We start from the raw sequence: 17,776 nt of genomic DNA on the forward strand, positions 1-17,776 counted from the left end.
CTATTCGAAAGTGAGTTGAGTTCTAATGAGTGATCCCAATCGACTTGACCAGCTAACGCCTGTTTTAAAAAATTATCTTGTCGAGCCTTATTTTGTTGAGGATTACGGCATTGTCCAAAAGGTTTATTCAGACAAAGGAACCTTTGCCTTGAAAAAAATCGCTCCGACAACCGGAACGGATTTTATTCGCCATGTCCATCTTCTCTATCAAAAAGGGTTTAACCGCATCGTCCCTATTTATCCGACGATGGATGGCCGCTATGCCGTTTTACATGAAAATAATCTTTATTACTTAATGCCATGGATGTCTAATGATCAAAAAGAAGATCGCGAGCATAGAAATTTACAGCTTTTTCGCGAAATCGCCAGACTGCATACCCTTTCCGCTAAAGAAATCACGGTGAACAAAGAAGAACGAACAGAACACTATGAAAAGACCATTCAGCAGCTTGAGAAACAGCAGGAATTCCTTGATGGGTTTATCGATGAATGTGAAAAAAAAACGTATATGTCGCCGTTTGAATTGTTATATTGCCTCTATTACAACGAAATAAGTCAGGCCTTACGATTTTCAAAGTCAAAATTTGAAGAATGGTACGAGAGCACGAAGGAAAATGACAAAGCCCGCATGGTTATTACACACGGGAAATTGTCATCAGAGCATTTTCTTTACGACGATAAAGGATACGGCTATTTTATTAATTTTGAAAATGCCCGCTATGGCTCGCCCATCCATGACCTCCTGCCCTATTTGTCGCGTGCCCTTAACACCAATCCGAAACGAAATGATACCTCTGTTGACTGGGTGTATCATTATTTAAAATACTTTCCGTTTAAAGCAGATGAAAAATTATTATTCTTCAGCTATTTAGCCCTGCCGGTGCCAATCATGCAGGTCGCAGAAAGCTATTATCGTAAGCGGGGACACAAAAATGAATTGAAATTTGTGCGCCAGCTTCAGCACCGCTATTGGCATTTGAAGAATTCAGAGTATGTCGTAATGAGAATGACGGAAATCGATGCACAGCAACAACAGGCAAAAGAAGGAGCCCAGCCGCAGTCATAACCTGCAAAATGGGCTCCTTAAACGACGTCAAAATAAATAGATATGGCAATCACAAGAAATGCCGTCAATAGCAAAATATCAAAAACGGTCGGTAACAAAAGCGTCCGAATAAATTGAAAAATAATAAACGGAATAATAAATCGTCCGGCAATTCTCCTGCAAGCTCTAAACCAGGGATGGTAAGATACCTTGTTGAATCGTCTCCCCCTCATCGAAAGAGTCCTCCCCTTCTAAAAAAGCATTTATTTTATATATATTCAATTCGTGTGGAAGTTCTCCTAAAAGTTGCATACAGTATAAAATATAAAAAATTTGGTTATCATGATTGACGTCATGACCTATTTTTCGGTAGTATAACAATATAATTAAAATACATAAGCAAAGACTGGGAAGAGTACGACACACTCCTGCTTAAAGAGAGGGAAATCAGCAGCTGGAAGATTTCCTAAGCAGAACGTCGGAAGGTCACCCAATAGCTTCTTCTGCGAACGGATGAATCAATCCTATTAGTTGAAGACGGATTGAATCCGTTATCCTGCTTGAGAGCCAATCGTTTTTTGATTGGAAAAAAGGTGGTACCGCGAAGCAAACTCCATTCGTCCTTTTATGACGAATTGGGGTTTTTTTTTGCGGAAAAGGGGCGGAGCGCCGCAAAAGAATATTGGTTTAACTAATTTGGGTAATAAGAATATTTTTAAAGTTTTAAAAAGGTGAACGCTAGCTCTGCTCACACCACCTTTTTTATTTAAATGGAGGAATATAGATGGAAACAAAAGAAATAACAATGCCAACGAAATACGATCCGCAAACGATTGAAAAAGGTCGTTATGATTGGTGGCTGCAAGGGAAGTTTTTTGAAGCAAAGGATGACGAGAGCAAACAGCCCTACACAGTTGTAATCCCGCCGCCAAATGTTACTGGTAAACTTCATTTAGGTCATGCCTGGGACACAACCCTGCAAGATATCGTAACAAGGATGAAGCGGATGCAGGGCTATGATGTGCTTTGGCTTCCGGGGATGGACCATGCCGGAATTGCCACACAGGCTAAGGTAGAAGAAAAGCTCCGTAGTGAAGGCAAAAGCCGTTACGATTTAGGCCGGGAAAAATTCGTTGAGGAAACATGGAAGTGGAAGGAAGAGTATGCTTCCCATATCCGGGCCCAGTGGGCAAAACTTGGTCTCGGCTTAGACTACAGCCGCGAGCGTTTCACCCTTGATCAAGGCTTATCAGATGCTGTTCGTGAAGTATTTGTAACCCTTTATAAAAAAGACCTGATTTACCGCGGCGAGTACATTATTAACTGGGATCCTTCCACCAAAACAGCCTTATCGGACATTGAAGTTATTTACAAGGATGTTCAAGGTGCTTTTTATCATATGCGCTATCCGTTAGCTGACGGTTCCGGTCATATCGAAATCGCGACAACCCGTCCAGAAACGATGCTTGGCGATACCGCTGTGGCTGTTCATCCGGAAGATGACCGCTACAAGCATTTAATTGGCAAAACCGTCATCCTGCCAATCACCGGTCGTGAAATCCCTATCGTAGGGGATGACTATGTTGATATGGAATTCGGTTCTGGGGCGGTAAAAATAACGCCAGCACATGACCCGAACGATTTTGAAATCGGTAACCGCCATAATCTTGAACGGATTCTTGTAATGAAAGAAGACGGCTCGATGAATGAGAAGGCTGGTAAGTACAACGGCCTAGACCGCTTCGAATGCCGCAAGCAGATTGTCAAAGATCTGCAGGAACAGGGCGTTCTTTTCAAAATTGAAGAGCATCCGCATTCAGTTGGACATTCTGAACGAAGCGGGGCCGTTGTTGAACCATACCTGTCAACCCAATGGTTTGTTAAAATGCAGCCGCTCGCTAATGAAGCGATTGCCCTGCAGAACAAAGAAGAAAAGGTAAACTTCGTTCCAGATCGTTTTGAAAAAACGTATTTACGGTGGATGGAAAATATCCGTGACTGGTGTATTTCAAGACAGCTTTGGTGGGGTCACCGCATTCCGGCTTGGTACCACAAAGAAACTGGGGAAATATACGTAGGTCTGGAAGCACCGGCAGATCCTGAGAACTGGAACCAGGATAATGATGTATTAGATACATGGTTCAGCTCGGCACTTTGGCCTTTTTCGACCATGGGCTGGCCAAACGAAGAAGCCGCCGATTATAAGCGCTACTTCCCAACGGGTGTATTAGTAACAGGCTATGATATTATTTTCTTCTGGGTATCAAGAATGATTTTCCAAAGCATCGAATTTACCGGCGAGCGCCCATTCAAAGACGTTCTCATTCACGGCCTCGTTCGTGACGAACAGGGACGTAAAATGAGTAAATCGCTTGGAAACGGCGTCGACCCAATGGATGTTATCGACAAGTACGGGGCTGACGCACTGCGTTACTTCCTATCAACGGGCTCTTCTCCAGGTCAGGATTTACGTTATAGCACAGAAAAGGTGGAATCAACCTGGAATTTTGCCAATAAAATTTGGAATGCATCCCGCTTTGCGTTAATGAACATGGATGGCATGACTTACGAGGAAATTGATTTTAGTGGTGAAAAATCTGTTGCGGATAAGTGGATTTTAACTCGCTTAAATGAAACGATTGAGCATGTTACAAGACTTTCAGAGCGCTATGAGTTCGGTGAAGTCGGCCGTACCCTCTACAACTTTATCTGGGATGACTTCTGTGACTGGTATATAGAAATGGCGAAGCTGCCGTTATATGGTGAAGACGAGGCAGCGAAGAAAACGACCCGTTCGATTCTTGCTCACGTCTTGGATCAAACCATGCGTTTGCTTCATCCGTTCATGCCATTCATCACCGAAGAAATTTGGCAGAACCTACCTCACAATGGCGAGTCGATTACGACTGCTAAGTGGCCAGAAGTAGATCCTGAGCTTTCCGACGAACAAGCAGCACAAGAAATGAAACTTCTCGTCGAAATGATTCGTTCGGTCCGGAATATCAGGGCTGAAGTAAACACGCCAATGAGTAAAAAAATCAAAATGCTCGTTAAAGCGAAGGATGAAACGGTTCTAAAAGCGATTGAGAACAACCGCAGCTATATTGAACGTTTCTGTAATCCAGAAGAATTACAAATGGGTGTTGAGCTTGAAGCGCCTGAAAAAGCGATGACTGCGGTCATTACCGGCCTGGAGATCATCCTGCCGCTTGAAGGCTTAATTAATATCGACGAAGAGATAGCTCGTCTTGAAAAAGAATCAGAACGCTTAAATAAAGAAGTCGCCCGGGTTCAAAAGAAATTAAGTAATGAAGGTTTTATGAAAAAAGCACCTGAAAGTGTTGTAGCCGAAGAACGTGCAAAGGAAAATGATTATCGTGAAAAGAGAGCGATTGTTGAAGCACGCATTAAAGAATTAAGAGGATAATGAGAAAAGTGAGGCGAATCTAGCAATAGATTCGTCTCGTCTTATAAAAATCTTTGAAAAACATTTAAAATCGCGTTGGAACGGTTCGAGTTTACGGGTGGTTGCCATTTATCAGCGGTTTTCCGTTGTTTATCAGCGAATTTTGAAATATATCAGCGAATTTCACGCTTTTATCAGCGAATTTCACGCTTTTATCAGCGAATCAAACTTTTGAAGTAGATAAAATAGATGGGGTGGTACAAAATGTTTACTACATATAAAGAAGCCCTGGAATGGATCCATGCGCGATTAAGGCTGGGTATTAAACCCGGATTAACGCGAATGGAATGGATGATGGACAAGCTTGGCAATCCGGAAACAAAAATACAGGCAGTCCATGTTGGCGGCACGAATGGAAAAGGCTCAACTGTAACCTTTCTCCGCTCGATGCTCGAAGCGGCGGGATACACGGTAGGCACCTTTACCTCGCCATATATTGAGCAGTTTAACGAGCGAATTAGTGTCAACGGAAAGCCGATTACCGATGATGAACTACTGCAGCTCGCAAATGTTATTCGGCCATTGGCAGATGAATTAGAAGAAACAGAGATTGGCGGTCCAACTGAGTTTGAGGTCATTACTGCGATGTCGTTCTATTATTTTGCCAATATAAGAAAAGTCGACATTGTCATTTTTGAAGTGGGCTTAGGCGGACGATTTGATTCAACCAATATTCTTCTTCCCCTAGCCTCTGTGATAACAAACATTGGACTTGATCACACGAATATCCTTGGTAATACGTATGAGGAAATCGCCTTTGAAAAAGCGGGAATCATCAAACAGAACACAGCTGTTTTTACAGCTGTCAAACACCCAGGGGCCCTGAAGGTAATTGAGAAACAGGCGTGGGAAAAGTCCGCACCGATTTACCGGCTTAATCAAGAGTTCTCAGTCAGCTCTCACGAATCACTTGCTAAAGGCGAAGTCTTTTCATTACAAACCGAAAATCAATGGATGAAGGACCTGGAAATCAGCATGATTGGGACACATCAAACGGAAAATGCAGCGCTAGCTGTCCAAGCTGCTCAATTTCTAAATCAACAGGGCTCGTTCACCATTACGGAGCAAGCCATTCGAACCGGTTTAAAAAAGGCATACTGGCCGGGAAGATTTGAAATCCTGTCTGAAAATCCACTTGTCATTATTGATGGGGCTCATAATGAGGAAGGAATTTCAGCCTTGGTTCACGAATTAAAGACACGATATGAACATCGCCATATCCAGATTGTGTTTGCTGCGTTATCGGATAAAAAGCTGGACGAAATGATCGCTAAGCTCGACAAAGCGGCCAATCAAATCTCATTTGTCAGCTTTGATTTCCCGCGTGCCGCCAAAGCAGAAGAATTGCTCAAAATCAGCCAATCAGCAAACAAACTGGCCGTCGACAACTGGCAGTCCTATTTGTTAGAAGAGATTCAAAACATGGATAGTAACGACATGCTTGTCATAACAGGTTCGCTCTACTTTATTTCAGAGGCAAAACCATATTTAACTAAATATTTGAAAAATATGGTGATTTCATTATGACAAGCTGTAATAAAAATGGTAGAATAATTTTATCTTGAATTAATAATACTTTGCCAGAGAGAGGGGGATAAGCATGGATGTAAAACCACATATTAAAAAAGCTATTTTTCTTGTCTGGCTTTTAATAGTCCCAGCAGGATTGTGGTTCACCTATCAAACTTATCCTCCCGATATCTCTGATCATTGGATCGAAATAGCAGCATTTTTACTATTAACATCTGTTGTTGCCTCGTTGCCAATTGTCATCAATGAAGTGTTTATTTTTTTAATCCAATGGGTGGCACTTGCTACCTTTTTGAGGTTTGGTTTATTTATTGAAATCATCTTTGCACAGGTTGCAGTCGTTGTTTTAATGGTTAAGTTAAGAATCCTTCGCAAGGGTGAATTTTTCCGACTGCCGCTTAATTTGTATATGTTTTTTCTTGTTTCTTTTTTAAGTGGAATCACCTATTATTTACTTGGCGGACAGCACAGACCCAATTTCACAACCGATACTAGTTCATTATGGTTCGCTGTCTTGTATATCGTTTTATATTTTGCTTTCAATCAAATTATTCTTTCTTTTCATATTTATTATATCTATAAAAGTAAAGAACCCTTTTTCGGCAAGGAACTTTTTGTTGAGACGCTTACGACGATAATTACATTCCCAATCGGTTTCGTTTTGTATATTCTCTTTAAACAGGTAGGATTATTAGCGATTCTTTTTGTGGGAATTCCATTTGTTAGTCTATCAACAATTTTTACTCACTATTATTCTAGTCAAAAAATAAATGAATATTTACAAAAGGCGGCGGAAATTGGCCATCAGCTGGTCGAGCGTCTGTACGTGAACGATGTCCGCGACCTGTTTATCCAGAAGCTCAGTGAAATGATGCCGGTTGATTATGCCTATATCTTTGAGACTAATGATAATGACGAACTTACATTGATGTACCGTTTTGAAGCTGGGAAGGCCATGCCCAATGATATGATTTCGATGAATAAAAATGAAGGAATCAGCGGCATGGTTTGGGAGAAACGAAAGGCCTTTTTATTTACCGCAAAAAAGGATTGGGAACAGTATTCAAATGCCCAAATTCCGGAAGATGCGGAAAGTATTTTGGGTGTGCCAATCATAAGAAGTAATAATTTAATCGGGGTGTTACTGCTGGCCTCCAAGCGAAAACGCGCCTATGAAAAATCGCAGCTAATGATTATTGACATTCTTTGTTCCCATTTCGCAGTGGCCATTGAAAATGCCCGGAACTATGAACAAACAAAAATGCAAAGTGAGCACTGCTCGTTAACGAAATTATTCAACTATCGCTATTTTGAAAACATGTTGACACAAGAATTTGAAAAGCTGACCCGTTTCGAGCGAAAAATGCTATCGTTAATCATTCTTGATATCGACCATTTTAAAACTGTAAATGACACGTACGGTCACCAAAGCGGGAATGAAATCCTTTATGAGCTTGCCAGCAGGCTAAGTAAGCTAGTAGGAGACCGCGGGACAGTGGCACGCTATGGCGGAGAAGAATTCGTGGTCCTCTTACCAGACGTGCCAAAAGAAGAAGCCTACCAACTGGCCGAACAAATTAGACAAATGATTTCCAATTGGCCATTTACACTACAACAGTCGTTGGATCTAGACAAAACGCAACAGAAGGTAATGATTACCGCCTCAATTGGGGTGGCGACTGCTCCAGAAGATTCAGAAGACTACCTTGCTTTAATTCGTCATGCAGATAGGGCATTATATGTTGGGGCGAAGCGGGCTGGTAGGAATCGGGTGGCGGAGTATGTCAAATAAAAAAGGTTAACCCTTTAGGGTTAACCTTTTTTGCGTGCTTAGGAAGTCCTATATTTATTTAGAGATATAGTTATGGAAATGTCGCTATATTAAGATTAATAGATATTTCCCCACTAACTGAATTTTCACCTTTATATACTCCGTTCAATGAGGGAGTAATTGTATACTTTACAATTTTATCTATAGCATTAATAGCTTCTACGTTTAATTTAAATCGATAAGTATTTTCTTTTAAAACTATTTCGAAATCTTTTCTAGGTACATATTTATTCATTTCAGTGTTCAATTCACTTATGTACCGGGTAGTAATTTGGCTAGTAGTTGGTGTGGGACTAGGAGAAGTCTGTAACCATGCAAGTACATTAATTTTAGCTTGATTTGTTGATGTATCGACAGCGTTTCCAATATAGACTTTTCCCATTTTCGTTAATTTTGTTAATTGTACCTTTTCCTCGGCTTTTTGAAATTGAAGTCTACTATTCATAATATTTGTCATTATTGATATGGCCATTATCCCAATTACCATAATGGTAAGGAGGACTATTATTAAGGTATATCCATTTTCGTTCTTTTTAAATCTTGCCATATTATCCCCCTGCTTTTACATAACCAAAGATCTCGGTGAGTGGTTGTGAATTAGGATCATAGTTTTGTTTCATATAAATTTTAATATTTACCCTTATTAATTTTAATTTGTTCTCTTCATTTGATGGAAGTGGATATGTAATATTAGGATAATAGTATTTTCCATTTAAATTGACTGGTGCATCCAAATTTGCCTGGTTGTTCTTAACATTGCTTAAAACTTTCTCAGCTACATTTAATGCTGTTAATTTATCTTCTAATTTTGAGGAAAACATGATAGATTGAGTAAAGAAACTTAAAAAGTAAATAATAACAATTCCCAAAATAGCGATGGATGCTAGTAATTCTATCAATGTTAAACCGTCGTTATTAAAGTATGATTTATTCAACTTCGGCCCCCTCCTTATTAATTAATTTTAATAACCCTATTTAATGGAAGCTGGTGAGAGTATTGAGAAAATTTTTTTCGAATCAATCTGGATTTACATTAATTGAAGTCCTGGCAACGTTAGTCATTTCAAGTATGTTAATTAGCGTAATCTTCGGTGTATTCAATTCTACAATAAAATTAAATCAAAAAACACAATCCCATGTTAATTTAAGACAAGAAGCTAATATTATTATTAGCAAATTAAGGCAGCAACATCAATGGGGAGAATACTCTTTATGTTACGACAGCTTAATTACAAATAATAAACTTTTTTTTGAGGAAATCAATATAAAAAATAATGATATAGAGATTAACAAAAGTAGTAAATGCCAAACAATTAATCCTTCTTCTGATCTAAATGTCCAATTCAAGTTAGCTGATCAACAAAAAAATACTTTTGAGATTAAAACCATAATTGAGTCGAAATTATCCGTAGCTCCAAACGTTAATGTAGATATTAAACCAAATTTTTATACACTTCTTCCAAATCTCTTTATTTATGGAAAACAATTCATATTCCAAGGAACAAAGGTAAATGGGCCGAATGCGACAATGGTTATAAGAGGAAACCTTTTAGGAAGTGACATAAACGGAGGGGCCTTTAGTAATGTCTCTAATATTTATATTAATGGAAATGCTAATTTTGATGGAGGAAGTGCAGGTTTAGGTTCAAGTACATCACCAGGAAATATGTATGTAAATGGAGCCTTAACGTTATGGAATGGAACTCGCGACATTTATGGTGATGTTTATGTCAATGGGAAGTTTAAACTGAAGGATGCAAATATTTATGGAAATGTTTTTGTAAATGGTGATGTGGAATTGGGGTGGACTCCTACCATTGGAGTGAAAAGTCATATTTATTATACAGGTTCCTTAACCAAACCAGCTAATTACGATAATACTATTTTATCTAAAGTTATTAAACAAGATTCAGTACAAGGGTTTACAATTCCTAATTATGATATTCCGCCGTTAAAGAGCGATCAATGGTTAGCACAAAATGGCTATGTTAATGATAGCATATTAGGAAATAATAAAAAAATATATACTAATGGTCTTTCCACACTTACAGGAAGTGGAAAGAATATGATTATTGTAAGTAAAGGTAATATTAATATAAATGAAGGATGGTCAGGTGGGGTAACTGGTGTATTATATGCACCGAATGGAAAAGTCACTTTTAATGGAGGTTCTTTTGAAGGACTTATAATTGCAAGAGATGGTTTTGAGGTTTCGAGTGGAGGAACAAATGTATCCTTTAAAGCTATCAGTACGTATATAAAAAATATTCAAGACTATCCTTTTGTAAGTGAGTAAAAATGTATTAATCACCAAAATAAAAAACAGAAAAGGACTTTCCACTACAGGAAGTCTTTTTCTGTTCAAATTTACCTACCAAGAAATTATAGAGTGTCCTTTTAAAATCTATAATAGTATTATACAATATTTAGTAGGCGAATTTTGTCTTATTTTTGAAGATATCTAAAAAAATTAATTTATTTGAAGGAAAATGTAGTTTAATAGTATAAATAGACTATATAAAAGGGGAGTGAATAAATGCAAACGATTATATGGGCCATAGGTTCTATGGCTGTACTCATGTTAATCATATCTTTTTTATCTTTAGGTTACACCTTAAAGGGGAAGTTATTTGTTGTATTAGCTAGTTTTATTTTGTCACTTGGTGGCCTTGCATCTGTTTCTATCTTTCCACTATGGCAGACTGCATTAATGCTATTTGCACTTATCATTTTTGTAGCGTACTTTATGAATAATCGTATGGGAACTTTAATATTAAAAGAGGATTTTGCTTTCGAGGAAGTATTTGAGGATGAAATTGAAAGTGCGGAACCAGTTTACGATATAGAAAGTCTAGAAAATGTTAACCTTGTTAAAATTGATGAAGAGCTAGCCGATGCCTCTTATATTAATTTAGATTCATCAAGTGATGAGAATCAATCTCTAATGATAGCTGATAGTGAAGAAATAATAGACAATGAAACTGAAGTAATTGACGAGGATATTTCATTTTTACTAGAAAGAAATACGGACTTAGAAGTAAACGAGCAAATAGAAGAGACAACTTTAGATAAAGGTTATTTATCTGATATAGAAAGTTTACTTGAAATTGAATCAGAAGAAAAAGCTGAAGGAAATCAGGAAGATATGCTCGAAGAAATTCAAGTTCTTTCATCAACAGAGGTGAATGAGCCTTTGGACGACTCTCTATTCGATTTCCTACTTGCACAAAAAGAAGTGGCAGCTGAACGTGATGATGGTACTCTTGAAGAAATAGAAACCAAGAAAAAGGTAGTCTTACAAAAGTAATTCGAAGGGAGGCAGAAATTTGGGCAAAAATCAGCAATTTATAAAATTGTTTGTTGTATTATTCTTAAGTACAGCATTTATTTTTAGCTTTTCCAATTATGGCGCTAAAGCATTTAAAAAAATTACAAATGCTAATGGAAAATTCTCTGATGGTACCACAATCGGGGCATTAGATGTTTCAGGGAAAACGGGAGATGAAGCGCTTAGTCTGTTGGAGGAAAAGTACGTCACCTGGCTTAAAGATACGTCGATTGAACTGCAGTATGGTGGAAAAACTGCTCCGTTTGATCTAAATCTTTTCCATTTGGATGCAAAACAAACAGTTGATTCAATCAAGGATGGGCAAAAAAATATCGCATACTTTACAGTTGATAAATCCAAGGTGGAAGAACAAATACAGATTCTTTTTCCACAGGTGAAAAGTAGTGATCTTGATTTAGATAAGCTAGCAACTAGTTTAAATGGAACGGCGGCACTTTTTGAATCTGGTTCACAAACTCTTAATCTTTTTAATGACTTTTTATTAGCTGATCATATCAAAAAGGATGCTGTTTTAAATAAAGCTGTAGTTGAATTGAAGGATATACCATTTGAATTACCATCCCTTATTGAGAGAAATCCAAGAATTGAAATCTCGGCTGAATCCACTTTTTCACTGCTAGAATTTGCAAAGAAACAAAAGATAACGGATGCTTCAACACTGAATTTATTAGCTACGGGAATTTATCAAGCTGTGCTACCTTCAAACTTTTCGATTGTTGAAAGAAACATTGGCAGTTCACTCCCGGATTATGCGAGCTTAGGGTTTGAAGCTAAGGTTAACCCAATCAAAAAGGTAGATTTAGTATTAGTAAATCCAAATAAAGCAAAGTATATTCTTGAACTACAATTACAAAGTAACAAGTTAAAGGTAACTTTAAAAGGTGAAAAGTTTGTTTATAATTATGAAATCACTTCAAAAGATGAACAAAGGTTAAAGCCTAAGACAATTGTTCAATATAGTCCAATGCTCCTTCCTGGGAAAACAATGGTACAAACAAAAGGGGCAGAGGGTCAAATCGTTAAGATTTACAGGGAAGTGTATCAGGAAAATCAGTTGTTAAAGAGGGAATTGATTTCAGAAGATTATTATCCGCCTGTATATAAAGTTGAGGTACATGGGTTGGCGGGAAATCAGCAAGGTACGGTCCTGACTCCTGATACGGCCGGAAATCAGACGGGGACTACAACCGATACCACAACTACGGATGCTAATAGTCAAACAACAACTACTCCTGATACTACTCAACCAGAATCAAGTGACAGTGATCTGTGGGGAAAACCGAATGAACAACCTAAATAAAAGCAGGGATAAAGCATGAGGCAATCACGAAAACGACTCGGAGATTTATTAATGGAAGAAGGATTTATTACAGCTGAGCAGCTTCAATCCACGATGGATGAAATGGATCCTAATCAAAAATTAGGTGAAGCCCTGCTGCAAAAGGGTCTTATAACTGAACAGCAGTTAGTTGAAGTGCTTGAGTATCAGCTGGGTATCCCGCATATTAGCCTTTTTCAATACCCATTTGATACGAATCTCTTTTCACTGATTTCAAAAGAAACGGCAAGAAGAAACTTAATTATTCCGTTAAAAAAAGATGGCAATAAGTTGTTTGTTGCCATGGTTAATCCGATGGACTTTATCGTTATTGACGATTTGCGTTTATCGACTGGTTTCCAAATCGAGACTGCCATTGCCACAAAAGACGATGTAATCAAGGCAATTAATAAATATTACAATGTTGACGATGCATTAGAAGAATTGTTGGACGAACTGCCGGAAAATGAAAAAGGACGAGCAGATGATGTTACAGATCTGAATTCTCCGGTCGTCCGTCTCGTAAATCAGATTTTTACCAATGCTGTTATCCAAAGAGCAAGTGATATTCACATCGACCCGCAAGAAACGAAAATGGTCGTCCGTTATCGTGTCGATGGGGTCTTAAGGGTGGAACGTGTTTTGCCCCGTCATATGCAAGGTGTGTTAACAGCGAGAATAAAGATTATGTCCAATCTTGATATTACAGAGCATCGAATTCCTCAAGATGGACGGATAAAATTAAATCTCGAATTTCATCCAATCGATCTCCGTGTATCAACACTTCCAACGGTTTACGGAGAGAAAATTGTTATGCGTATTCTTGATATGGGTTCAACACTAAATGATATAAATAAATTAGGCTTCAACACTCTAAACGCTAAACGGTTTGCAGATATGATAGAACAGCCAACCGGTATTGTCCTGATTACAGGACCAACGGGATCAGGTAAATCCTCGACCCTTTATGCGGCACTTAATAAGCTTAATAGCGAAGCGGTTAATATCATCACCATTGAGGACCCTGTGGAATACCAGTTAGAAGGAATTAATCAAATACAGGTGAACCCGAATGTCGGGATGACTTTTGCGGCTGGATTAAGATCGATTCTTCGCCAAGACCCAAACATTATCATGGTCGGGGAAATTCGTGATAAAGAAACGGCTGAGGTCGCAATTCGTGCCTCATTAACAGGCCACTTAGTTTTAAGCACCCTTCATACCAATGATTCAATCGGAACTGTAACAAGACTGATTGATATGGGGGTCGAGCCGTTTTTACTTGCCTCCTCTTTAAGCGGGATTGTGTCACAGCGGCTTGTCCGTAAAGTATGCCGCGATTGTATCGAAATTCATGAACCATCAAAGCGCGAGATTGAAATTTTCGCTAGACGCGGGATGAAAATTGAGAAAATATCGCGGGGGAAAGGCTGTTCTTCCTGTAATATGACCGGTTATAAAGGCAGGATTGCTCTTCATGAAGTCCTAGTTATTAGTGATGAGATGAGTCGTGCGATGATGAATAATGAGTCATTTCAAAGGCTAAAGGAATTGGCAACAAAAAATAAAACAATTTTTTTAATTGACGATGGCTTATTAAAGGTAAAACAAGGCGTAACAACAACGGAAGAAGTATTACGTGTAGCAATTCTGGAGTAGGAGAACGTTACGATGAAAGAAAAAATCGACGCAATATTAAAAGCAGCAATCGAATATAAGGCTTCCGATGTTCATTTAACTGTCGGTGTTCCTCCAGTCATGCGCATAAACGGTGACTTAAGAAGGTATGGAACAGAAAAAATAATGCCAAACGATACAGAAGAAATGGCAAAAGCAATAATTCCTGAGGGGATGTATGAATTATTTAAGGAAAAAGGCGAGCTTGATTTCTCTTATGGAGTTCCTGGTGTTTCACGTTTTCGTGTCAATGCCTACCATCAGAGAAAGAGTGTGTCGATTGCCTTAAGGGTTGTGGCATCACAAACACCGACAATTGAACAATTAGACTTACCTGAGATTGTTTCAAAACTTGTGGAGAAACCACAAGGGTTAATTCTTGTTACCGGTCCAACTGGAAGCGGGAAATCAACAACGCTTGCTTCAATGATTGATTACATAAATCGAACGATGCGAAAGCATATTATTACCCTTGAAGATCCAATCGAGTATCTTCATCGGCATGGAAACTCGATTATTGACCAGCGGGAAGTTGGCTTTGATACGAAATCGTATGCGAATGGTTTAAAGGGTGCACTTCGTCAGGATCCCGATGTGATTCTAGTTGGTGAGATGCGTGACATTGAAACTATGTCGATTGCAATCACAGCTGCGGAAACAGGGCACCTTGTGTTAGGTACGTTGCATACCTCGAGTGCGCCAACAACCATTAACCGGATTATCGACGTGTTTCCATCAGGTCAGCAGCCTCAAATACGGATTCAATTAGCATCTGTATTAGTTGGTGTTATTTCGCAACGGTTATTTCCTACTGCTGATAAAAAAGGCAGAAAAGCGGCCACAGAAATATTAGTAAACAATGCTGCGATTGCTAACCTAATTAGAAATGAAAAAATCCATCAAATTCAGAGCACGATGCAAACCTCCCGCGCTCAGGGGATGCATACGCTTGAAATGAGTATCAGGGACCTAATCGATAGGAATCAGATTCAAAAGGAATCGGCGACACAATATTTACAAGAAAAGATGATGATGAATGGCTAGATTTAAATATTCAGGTCGCGACCGCAAAGGAAAACGGCAGGGCACAGTTAATGCCGGTTCTAGACGCGAAGCAATGGTCAAGCTAAAAGATGATGGAATTAGGGTCATTGAAATGGCGGAGGTTCCTGAAACACTGATGACAATGGATATCTCTCTTGGGAACCCAGTAAAAATGCAGCATTTTGTTATTTACTTAAGACAATTTGCAACCCTGTTAAAGGCAGGTGTAACAGTTGTTGAAGCAACAGCTATTCTCGCAGTGCAAACAGAAAGTAAAGGTTTAAAAAAGGCATTATTAGATACAGAACAGGAGCTCCGCGAAGGGAATCCATTTTCAGAAGCTGTTTCAAAGCATAAGAAAATCTTTTCCCCAATGTTTATCAACATGGTCAAGGCGGGCGAAGTCAGTGGAAACATGGATGAGACACTCGAAAGCTTGGCCGAGGATTTTGAAAAACAACATTATACAAAGCAAAAGATCGTTTCCGCGCTAACATATCCGGCTGTCATCGGAATTCTGGCTATCGGTGCTGTTATCTTTTTACTTGTTTCCGTTGTTCCAACATTTGTAACCATGTTTGCCGATATGGGCGCCGAACTCCCAGCGATTACGAAATTTGTATTGGCTTCTAGTAAATTTATGCAATCGTTTTGGTGGCTTATTGGTCTCATTATCGTTTTAATTATTGTATTTTTTATTTACATTAAAAAAAATCAAAATACAAAATACTATCTAGATTACGCGCTATTAAGGATGCCAATATTCGGCAATATGATGCAAAAAGCAGCATTAGCAAGGATGATGAGAACACTTAGTACGTTATTTTCAAGCTCTGTTCCGATTCTCCAAGCTATGTCTATAGTTGAAAAAGTCGTCGAAAATGAGGTGATTTCTAGAGTTATCCGAGAATCTCGTGATACGCTCGAAAAAGGGCGTTCAATGACGGAACCGATGACACGCCACTGGGCATTCCCACCGCTTGTAACCCAGATGATTTCAATTGGCGAGAACACCGGAGCATTAGATGCGATGCTATCAAAGATTGCTGAATTCTATGAGAAGGAAGTCGAGCAAGGTACTGATCGACTTAAATCATTAATTGAGCCAATTATGATAGTACTATTGGCTGGAGTTGTAGGTGTCATTGTGCTGTCTATTATGATGCCAATGTTTGCGATGTTCGACCAAATGAGCTAAAAATAGCAAAAATAGACTAGAAACAACAAAAATGTAAATATTGGGACAAAAGTCGATAAAATTTCTCTTTTCTAATCCTGTCATTTATTGTATACTCATAGAGAAATAATACTAGGTTCATAGAACCAGAAGGAGATGGGAAAATGGTACAAGCTTTAAGATTAAAAATGAAGGAACAAAAAGGTTTTACCCTTATTGAATTATTGGCAGTTATTGTTATTTTGGGGATTATTGCGGCGATTGCTATTCCCGCGATTGGGAATGTTATCAACAAATCAACCGTTAAGTCAGATGCTCAAGATGGCATTCAAATTATTAATGCTGCAAAAATGTATATGGCTAATAATGACAATATTACAATTCCTGCAGGTGGTAAAGTAATAGCAAAAGATGATTTATTACAATATTTAGACCATGTAAAAAATGATACCGCCTTTACAGTTACAGTCTCAAAAAATTCTACTTCTGGTAATTACTCATATAAATTAACTGGTGTACATCCTGCTATAACTAGTGGTACAGAAATAACTGAACAAAATTTGATTGAAGCTTCTAAGTAATGTTTATCTACTTATTATTTATTTATGGTATATTCCTGGGCTCCTTCTACAATGTTGTCGGCCTTCGAGTTCCATTAAAACAATCAATTGTCACCCCTCGTTCGGCTTGTCCAACTTGCGGCCATCAATTGAAACCATATGAACTTATTCCGGTAATTTCATATTTGCTACAAGGGGGAAAATGCCGCGGCTGTCAGTCGCGGATTTCTCCTATCTATCCAATCTTTGAACTGCTCACTGGATTACTTTTTGCAATAGCACCATTAGTTATTGGATGGTCCGGAGAATTAGTAGTGGCATTAACACTAATCTCGATGTTTATGATTATCATTGTTTCCGATATTCACTATATGATCATCCCTGATAAAATACTAATCTGGTTTGCAGGGATTTTTTTATTGGAACGGATTATTTGGCCGTTAACCCCTTGGTGGGACAGCCTTCTTGGTGCTGTGACTGGCTTCAGCCTCCTTCTACTCATCGCTCTTATCAGTAAAGGTGGAATGGGCTTCGGTGATGTCAAACTGTATGCCTTACTAGGATTAGTTCTAGGCTTTAAACTTGTTATCCTGTCATTTTTCCTTTCGACATTGTACGGTGCAGTTATTGGCGGTTTAGCACTTCTTTTTAGAATTGTAAAAAGACGGCAGCCGATACCGTTCGGTCCATTTATTGCAGCGGGAACCTTGACAGCGTATTATTGGGGACCGAAAATGATCGATTTATATTTACAGTTTCTAAATCAAGGATTTTAAATA

The 17,776-nt window shown here is 38.6% G+C and carries 15 protein-coding genes and 1 other annotated feature; of the genes, 12 read left to right on the forward strand and 3 right to left on the reverse strand.

Annotation, left to right across the window (positions count from 1 at the left end):
* Positions 1-25 precede the first annotated feature (25 nt).
* Complete coding sequence (gene ysxE / locus BSO02S_RS05670) at positions 26-1,066, forward strand: spore coat protein YsxE (RefSeq protein WP_066063768.1); 1,041 nt, start codon at positions 26-28, stop codon at positions 1,064-1,066.
* A 17-nt stretch (positions 1,067-1,083) separates the two neighbouring features.
* On the opposite strand, the gene BSO02S_RS05675 is transcribed toward ysxE, so the two are convergent.
* On the reverse strand, positions 1,084-1,278 hold the full coding sequence (locus tag BSO02S_RS05675) for a YszA family small membrane protein (protein ID WP_066063770.1): 195 nt from the start codon (positions 1,276-1,278) through the stop codon (positions 1,084-1,086).
* A 160-nt stretch (positions 1,279-1,438) separates the two neighbouring features.
* Positions 1,439-1,673 (forward strand) — a binding site (T-box leader).
* 156 nt (positions 1,674-1,829) lie between these two features.
* Here BSO02S_RS05675 and BSO02S_RS05680 point away from each other — a divergent pair.
* From BSO02S_RS05680 to BSO02S_RS05690, 3 genes are all read left to right on the forward strand, one after another.
* On the forward strand, positions 1,830-4,472 hold the full coding sequence (locus tag BSO02S_RS05680) for a valine--tRNA ligase (protein ID WP_066063773.1): 2,643 nt from the start codon (positions 1,830-1,832) through the stop codon (positions 4,470-4,472).
* Positions 4,473-4,715: 243 nt separating this feature from the next.
* Positions 4,716-6,038, forward strand: a complete 1,323-nt coding sequence (locus BSO02S_RS05685; RefSeq protein ID WP_066063775.1) for a bifunctional folylpolyglutamate synthase/dihydrofolate synthase — start codon at positions 4,716-4,718, stop codon at positions 6,036-6,038.
* A 73-nt stretch (positions 6,039-6,111) separates the two neighbouring features.
* The gene (locus BSO02S_RS05690; RefSeq protein ID WP_084374908.1) at positions 6,112-7,833 is read left to right on the forward strand and encodes a sensor domain-containing diguanylate cyclase; all 1,722 of its coding nucleotides are present in this window, start codon (positions 6,112-6,114) and stop codon (positions 7,831-7,833) included.
* Between the two features lie 70 nt (positions 7,834-7,903).
* Here BSO02S_RS05690 and BSO02S_RS05695 read toward each other — a convergent pair whose 3' ends face one another.
* A complete protein-coding gene (locus tag BSO02S_RS05695) occupies positions 7,904-8,419 on the reverse strand; it encodes a type II secretion system protein (RefSeq protein WP_066063777.1) in 516 nt (171 codons plus the stop codon).
* Between the two features lies 1 nt (position 8,420).
* A complete protein-coding gene (locus tag BSO02S_RS05700; RefSeq protein ID WP_066063779.1) occupies positions 8,421-8,807 on the reverse strand; it encodes a type IV pilus modification PilV family protein in 387 nt (128 codons plus the stop codon).
* Positions 8,808-8,869: 62 nt separating this feature from the next.
* Here BSO02S_RS05700 and BSO02S_RS05705 point away from each other — a divergent pair, with 62 nt between their 5' ends.
* From BSO02S_RS05705 to BSO02S_RS05740, 8 genes are all read left to right on the forward strand, one after another.
* Positions 8,870-10,168: a prepilin-type N-terminal cleavage/methylation domain-containing protein gene (locus BSO02S_RS05705; RefSeq protein WP_066063780.1), complete on the forward strand. Its 1,299-nt coding sequence runs from the start codon at positions 8,870-8,872 to the stop codon at positions 10,166-10,168.
* 240 nt (positions 10,169-10,408) lie between these two features.
* Positions 10,409-11,179, forward strand: coding sequence for a hypothetical protein (locus tag BSO02S_RS05710; protein ID WP_066063784.1), 771 nt, complete (start codon positions 10,409-10,411; stop codon positions 11,177-11,179).
* A 19-nt stretch (positions 11,180-11,198) separates the two neighbouring features.
* Positions 11,199-12,521, forward strand: a complete 1,323-nt coding sequence (locus tag BSO02S_RS05715) for a G5 domain-containing protein (RefSeq protein ID WP_066063785.1) — start codon at positions 11,199-11,201, stop codon at positions 12,519-12,521.
* A 15-nt stretch (positions 12,522-12,536) separates the two neighbouring features.
* Positions 12,537-14,198, forward strand: coding sequence for a GspE/PulE family protein (locus BSO02S_RS05720; protein WP_066063786.1), 1,662 nt, complete (start codon positions 12,537-12,539; stop codon positions 14,196-14,198).
* Positions 14,199-14,210: 12 nt separating this feature from the next.
* Positions 14,211-15,260, forward strand: a complete 1,050-nt coding sequence (locus BSO02S_RS05725) for a type IV pilus twitching motility protein PilT (RefSeq protein ID WP_066063788.1) — start codon at positions 14,211-14,213, stop codon at positions 15,258-15,260.
* Complete coding sequence (locus BSO02S_RS05730; protein WP_066063790.1) at positions 15,253-16,458, forward strand: type II secretion system F family protein; 1,206 nt, start codon at positions 15,253-15,255, stop codon at positions 16,456-16,458. The genes BSO02S_RS05725 and BSO02S_RS05730 overlap by 8 nt, the downstream gene beginning before the upstream one ends.
* Before the next feature lie 143 nt (positions 16,459-16,601).
* Positions 16,602-17,018 (forward strand): prepilin-type N-terminal cleavage/methylation domain-containing protein, encoded by a 417-nt coding sequence (locus BSO02S_RS28370; RefSeq protein WP_084374911.1) that lies wholly within the window; start codon positions 16,602-16,604, stop codon positions 17,016-17,018.
* Positions 17,018-17,773, forward strand: coding sequence for a prepilin peptidase (locus tag BSO02S_RS05740; protein ID WP_066063792.1), 756 nt, complete (start codon positions 17,018-17,020; stop codon positions 17,771-17,773). Before BSO02S_RS28370 ends, BSO02S_RS05740 begins: the two co-directional genes overlap by 1 nt.
* Positions 17,774-17,776: the final 3 nt, after the last annotated feature.

The organism is Neobacillus soli NBRC 102451, assembly GCF_001591665.1.
GTDB classification, from domain to species: Bacteria; Bacillota; Bacilli; order Bacillales; family Cytobacillaceae; genus Neobacillus; species Neobacillus soli.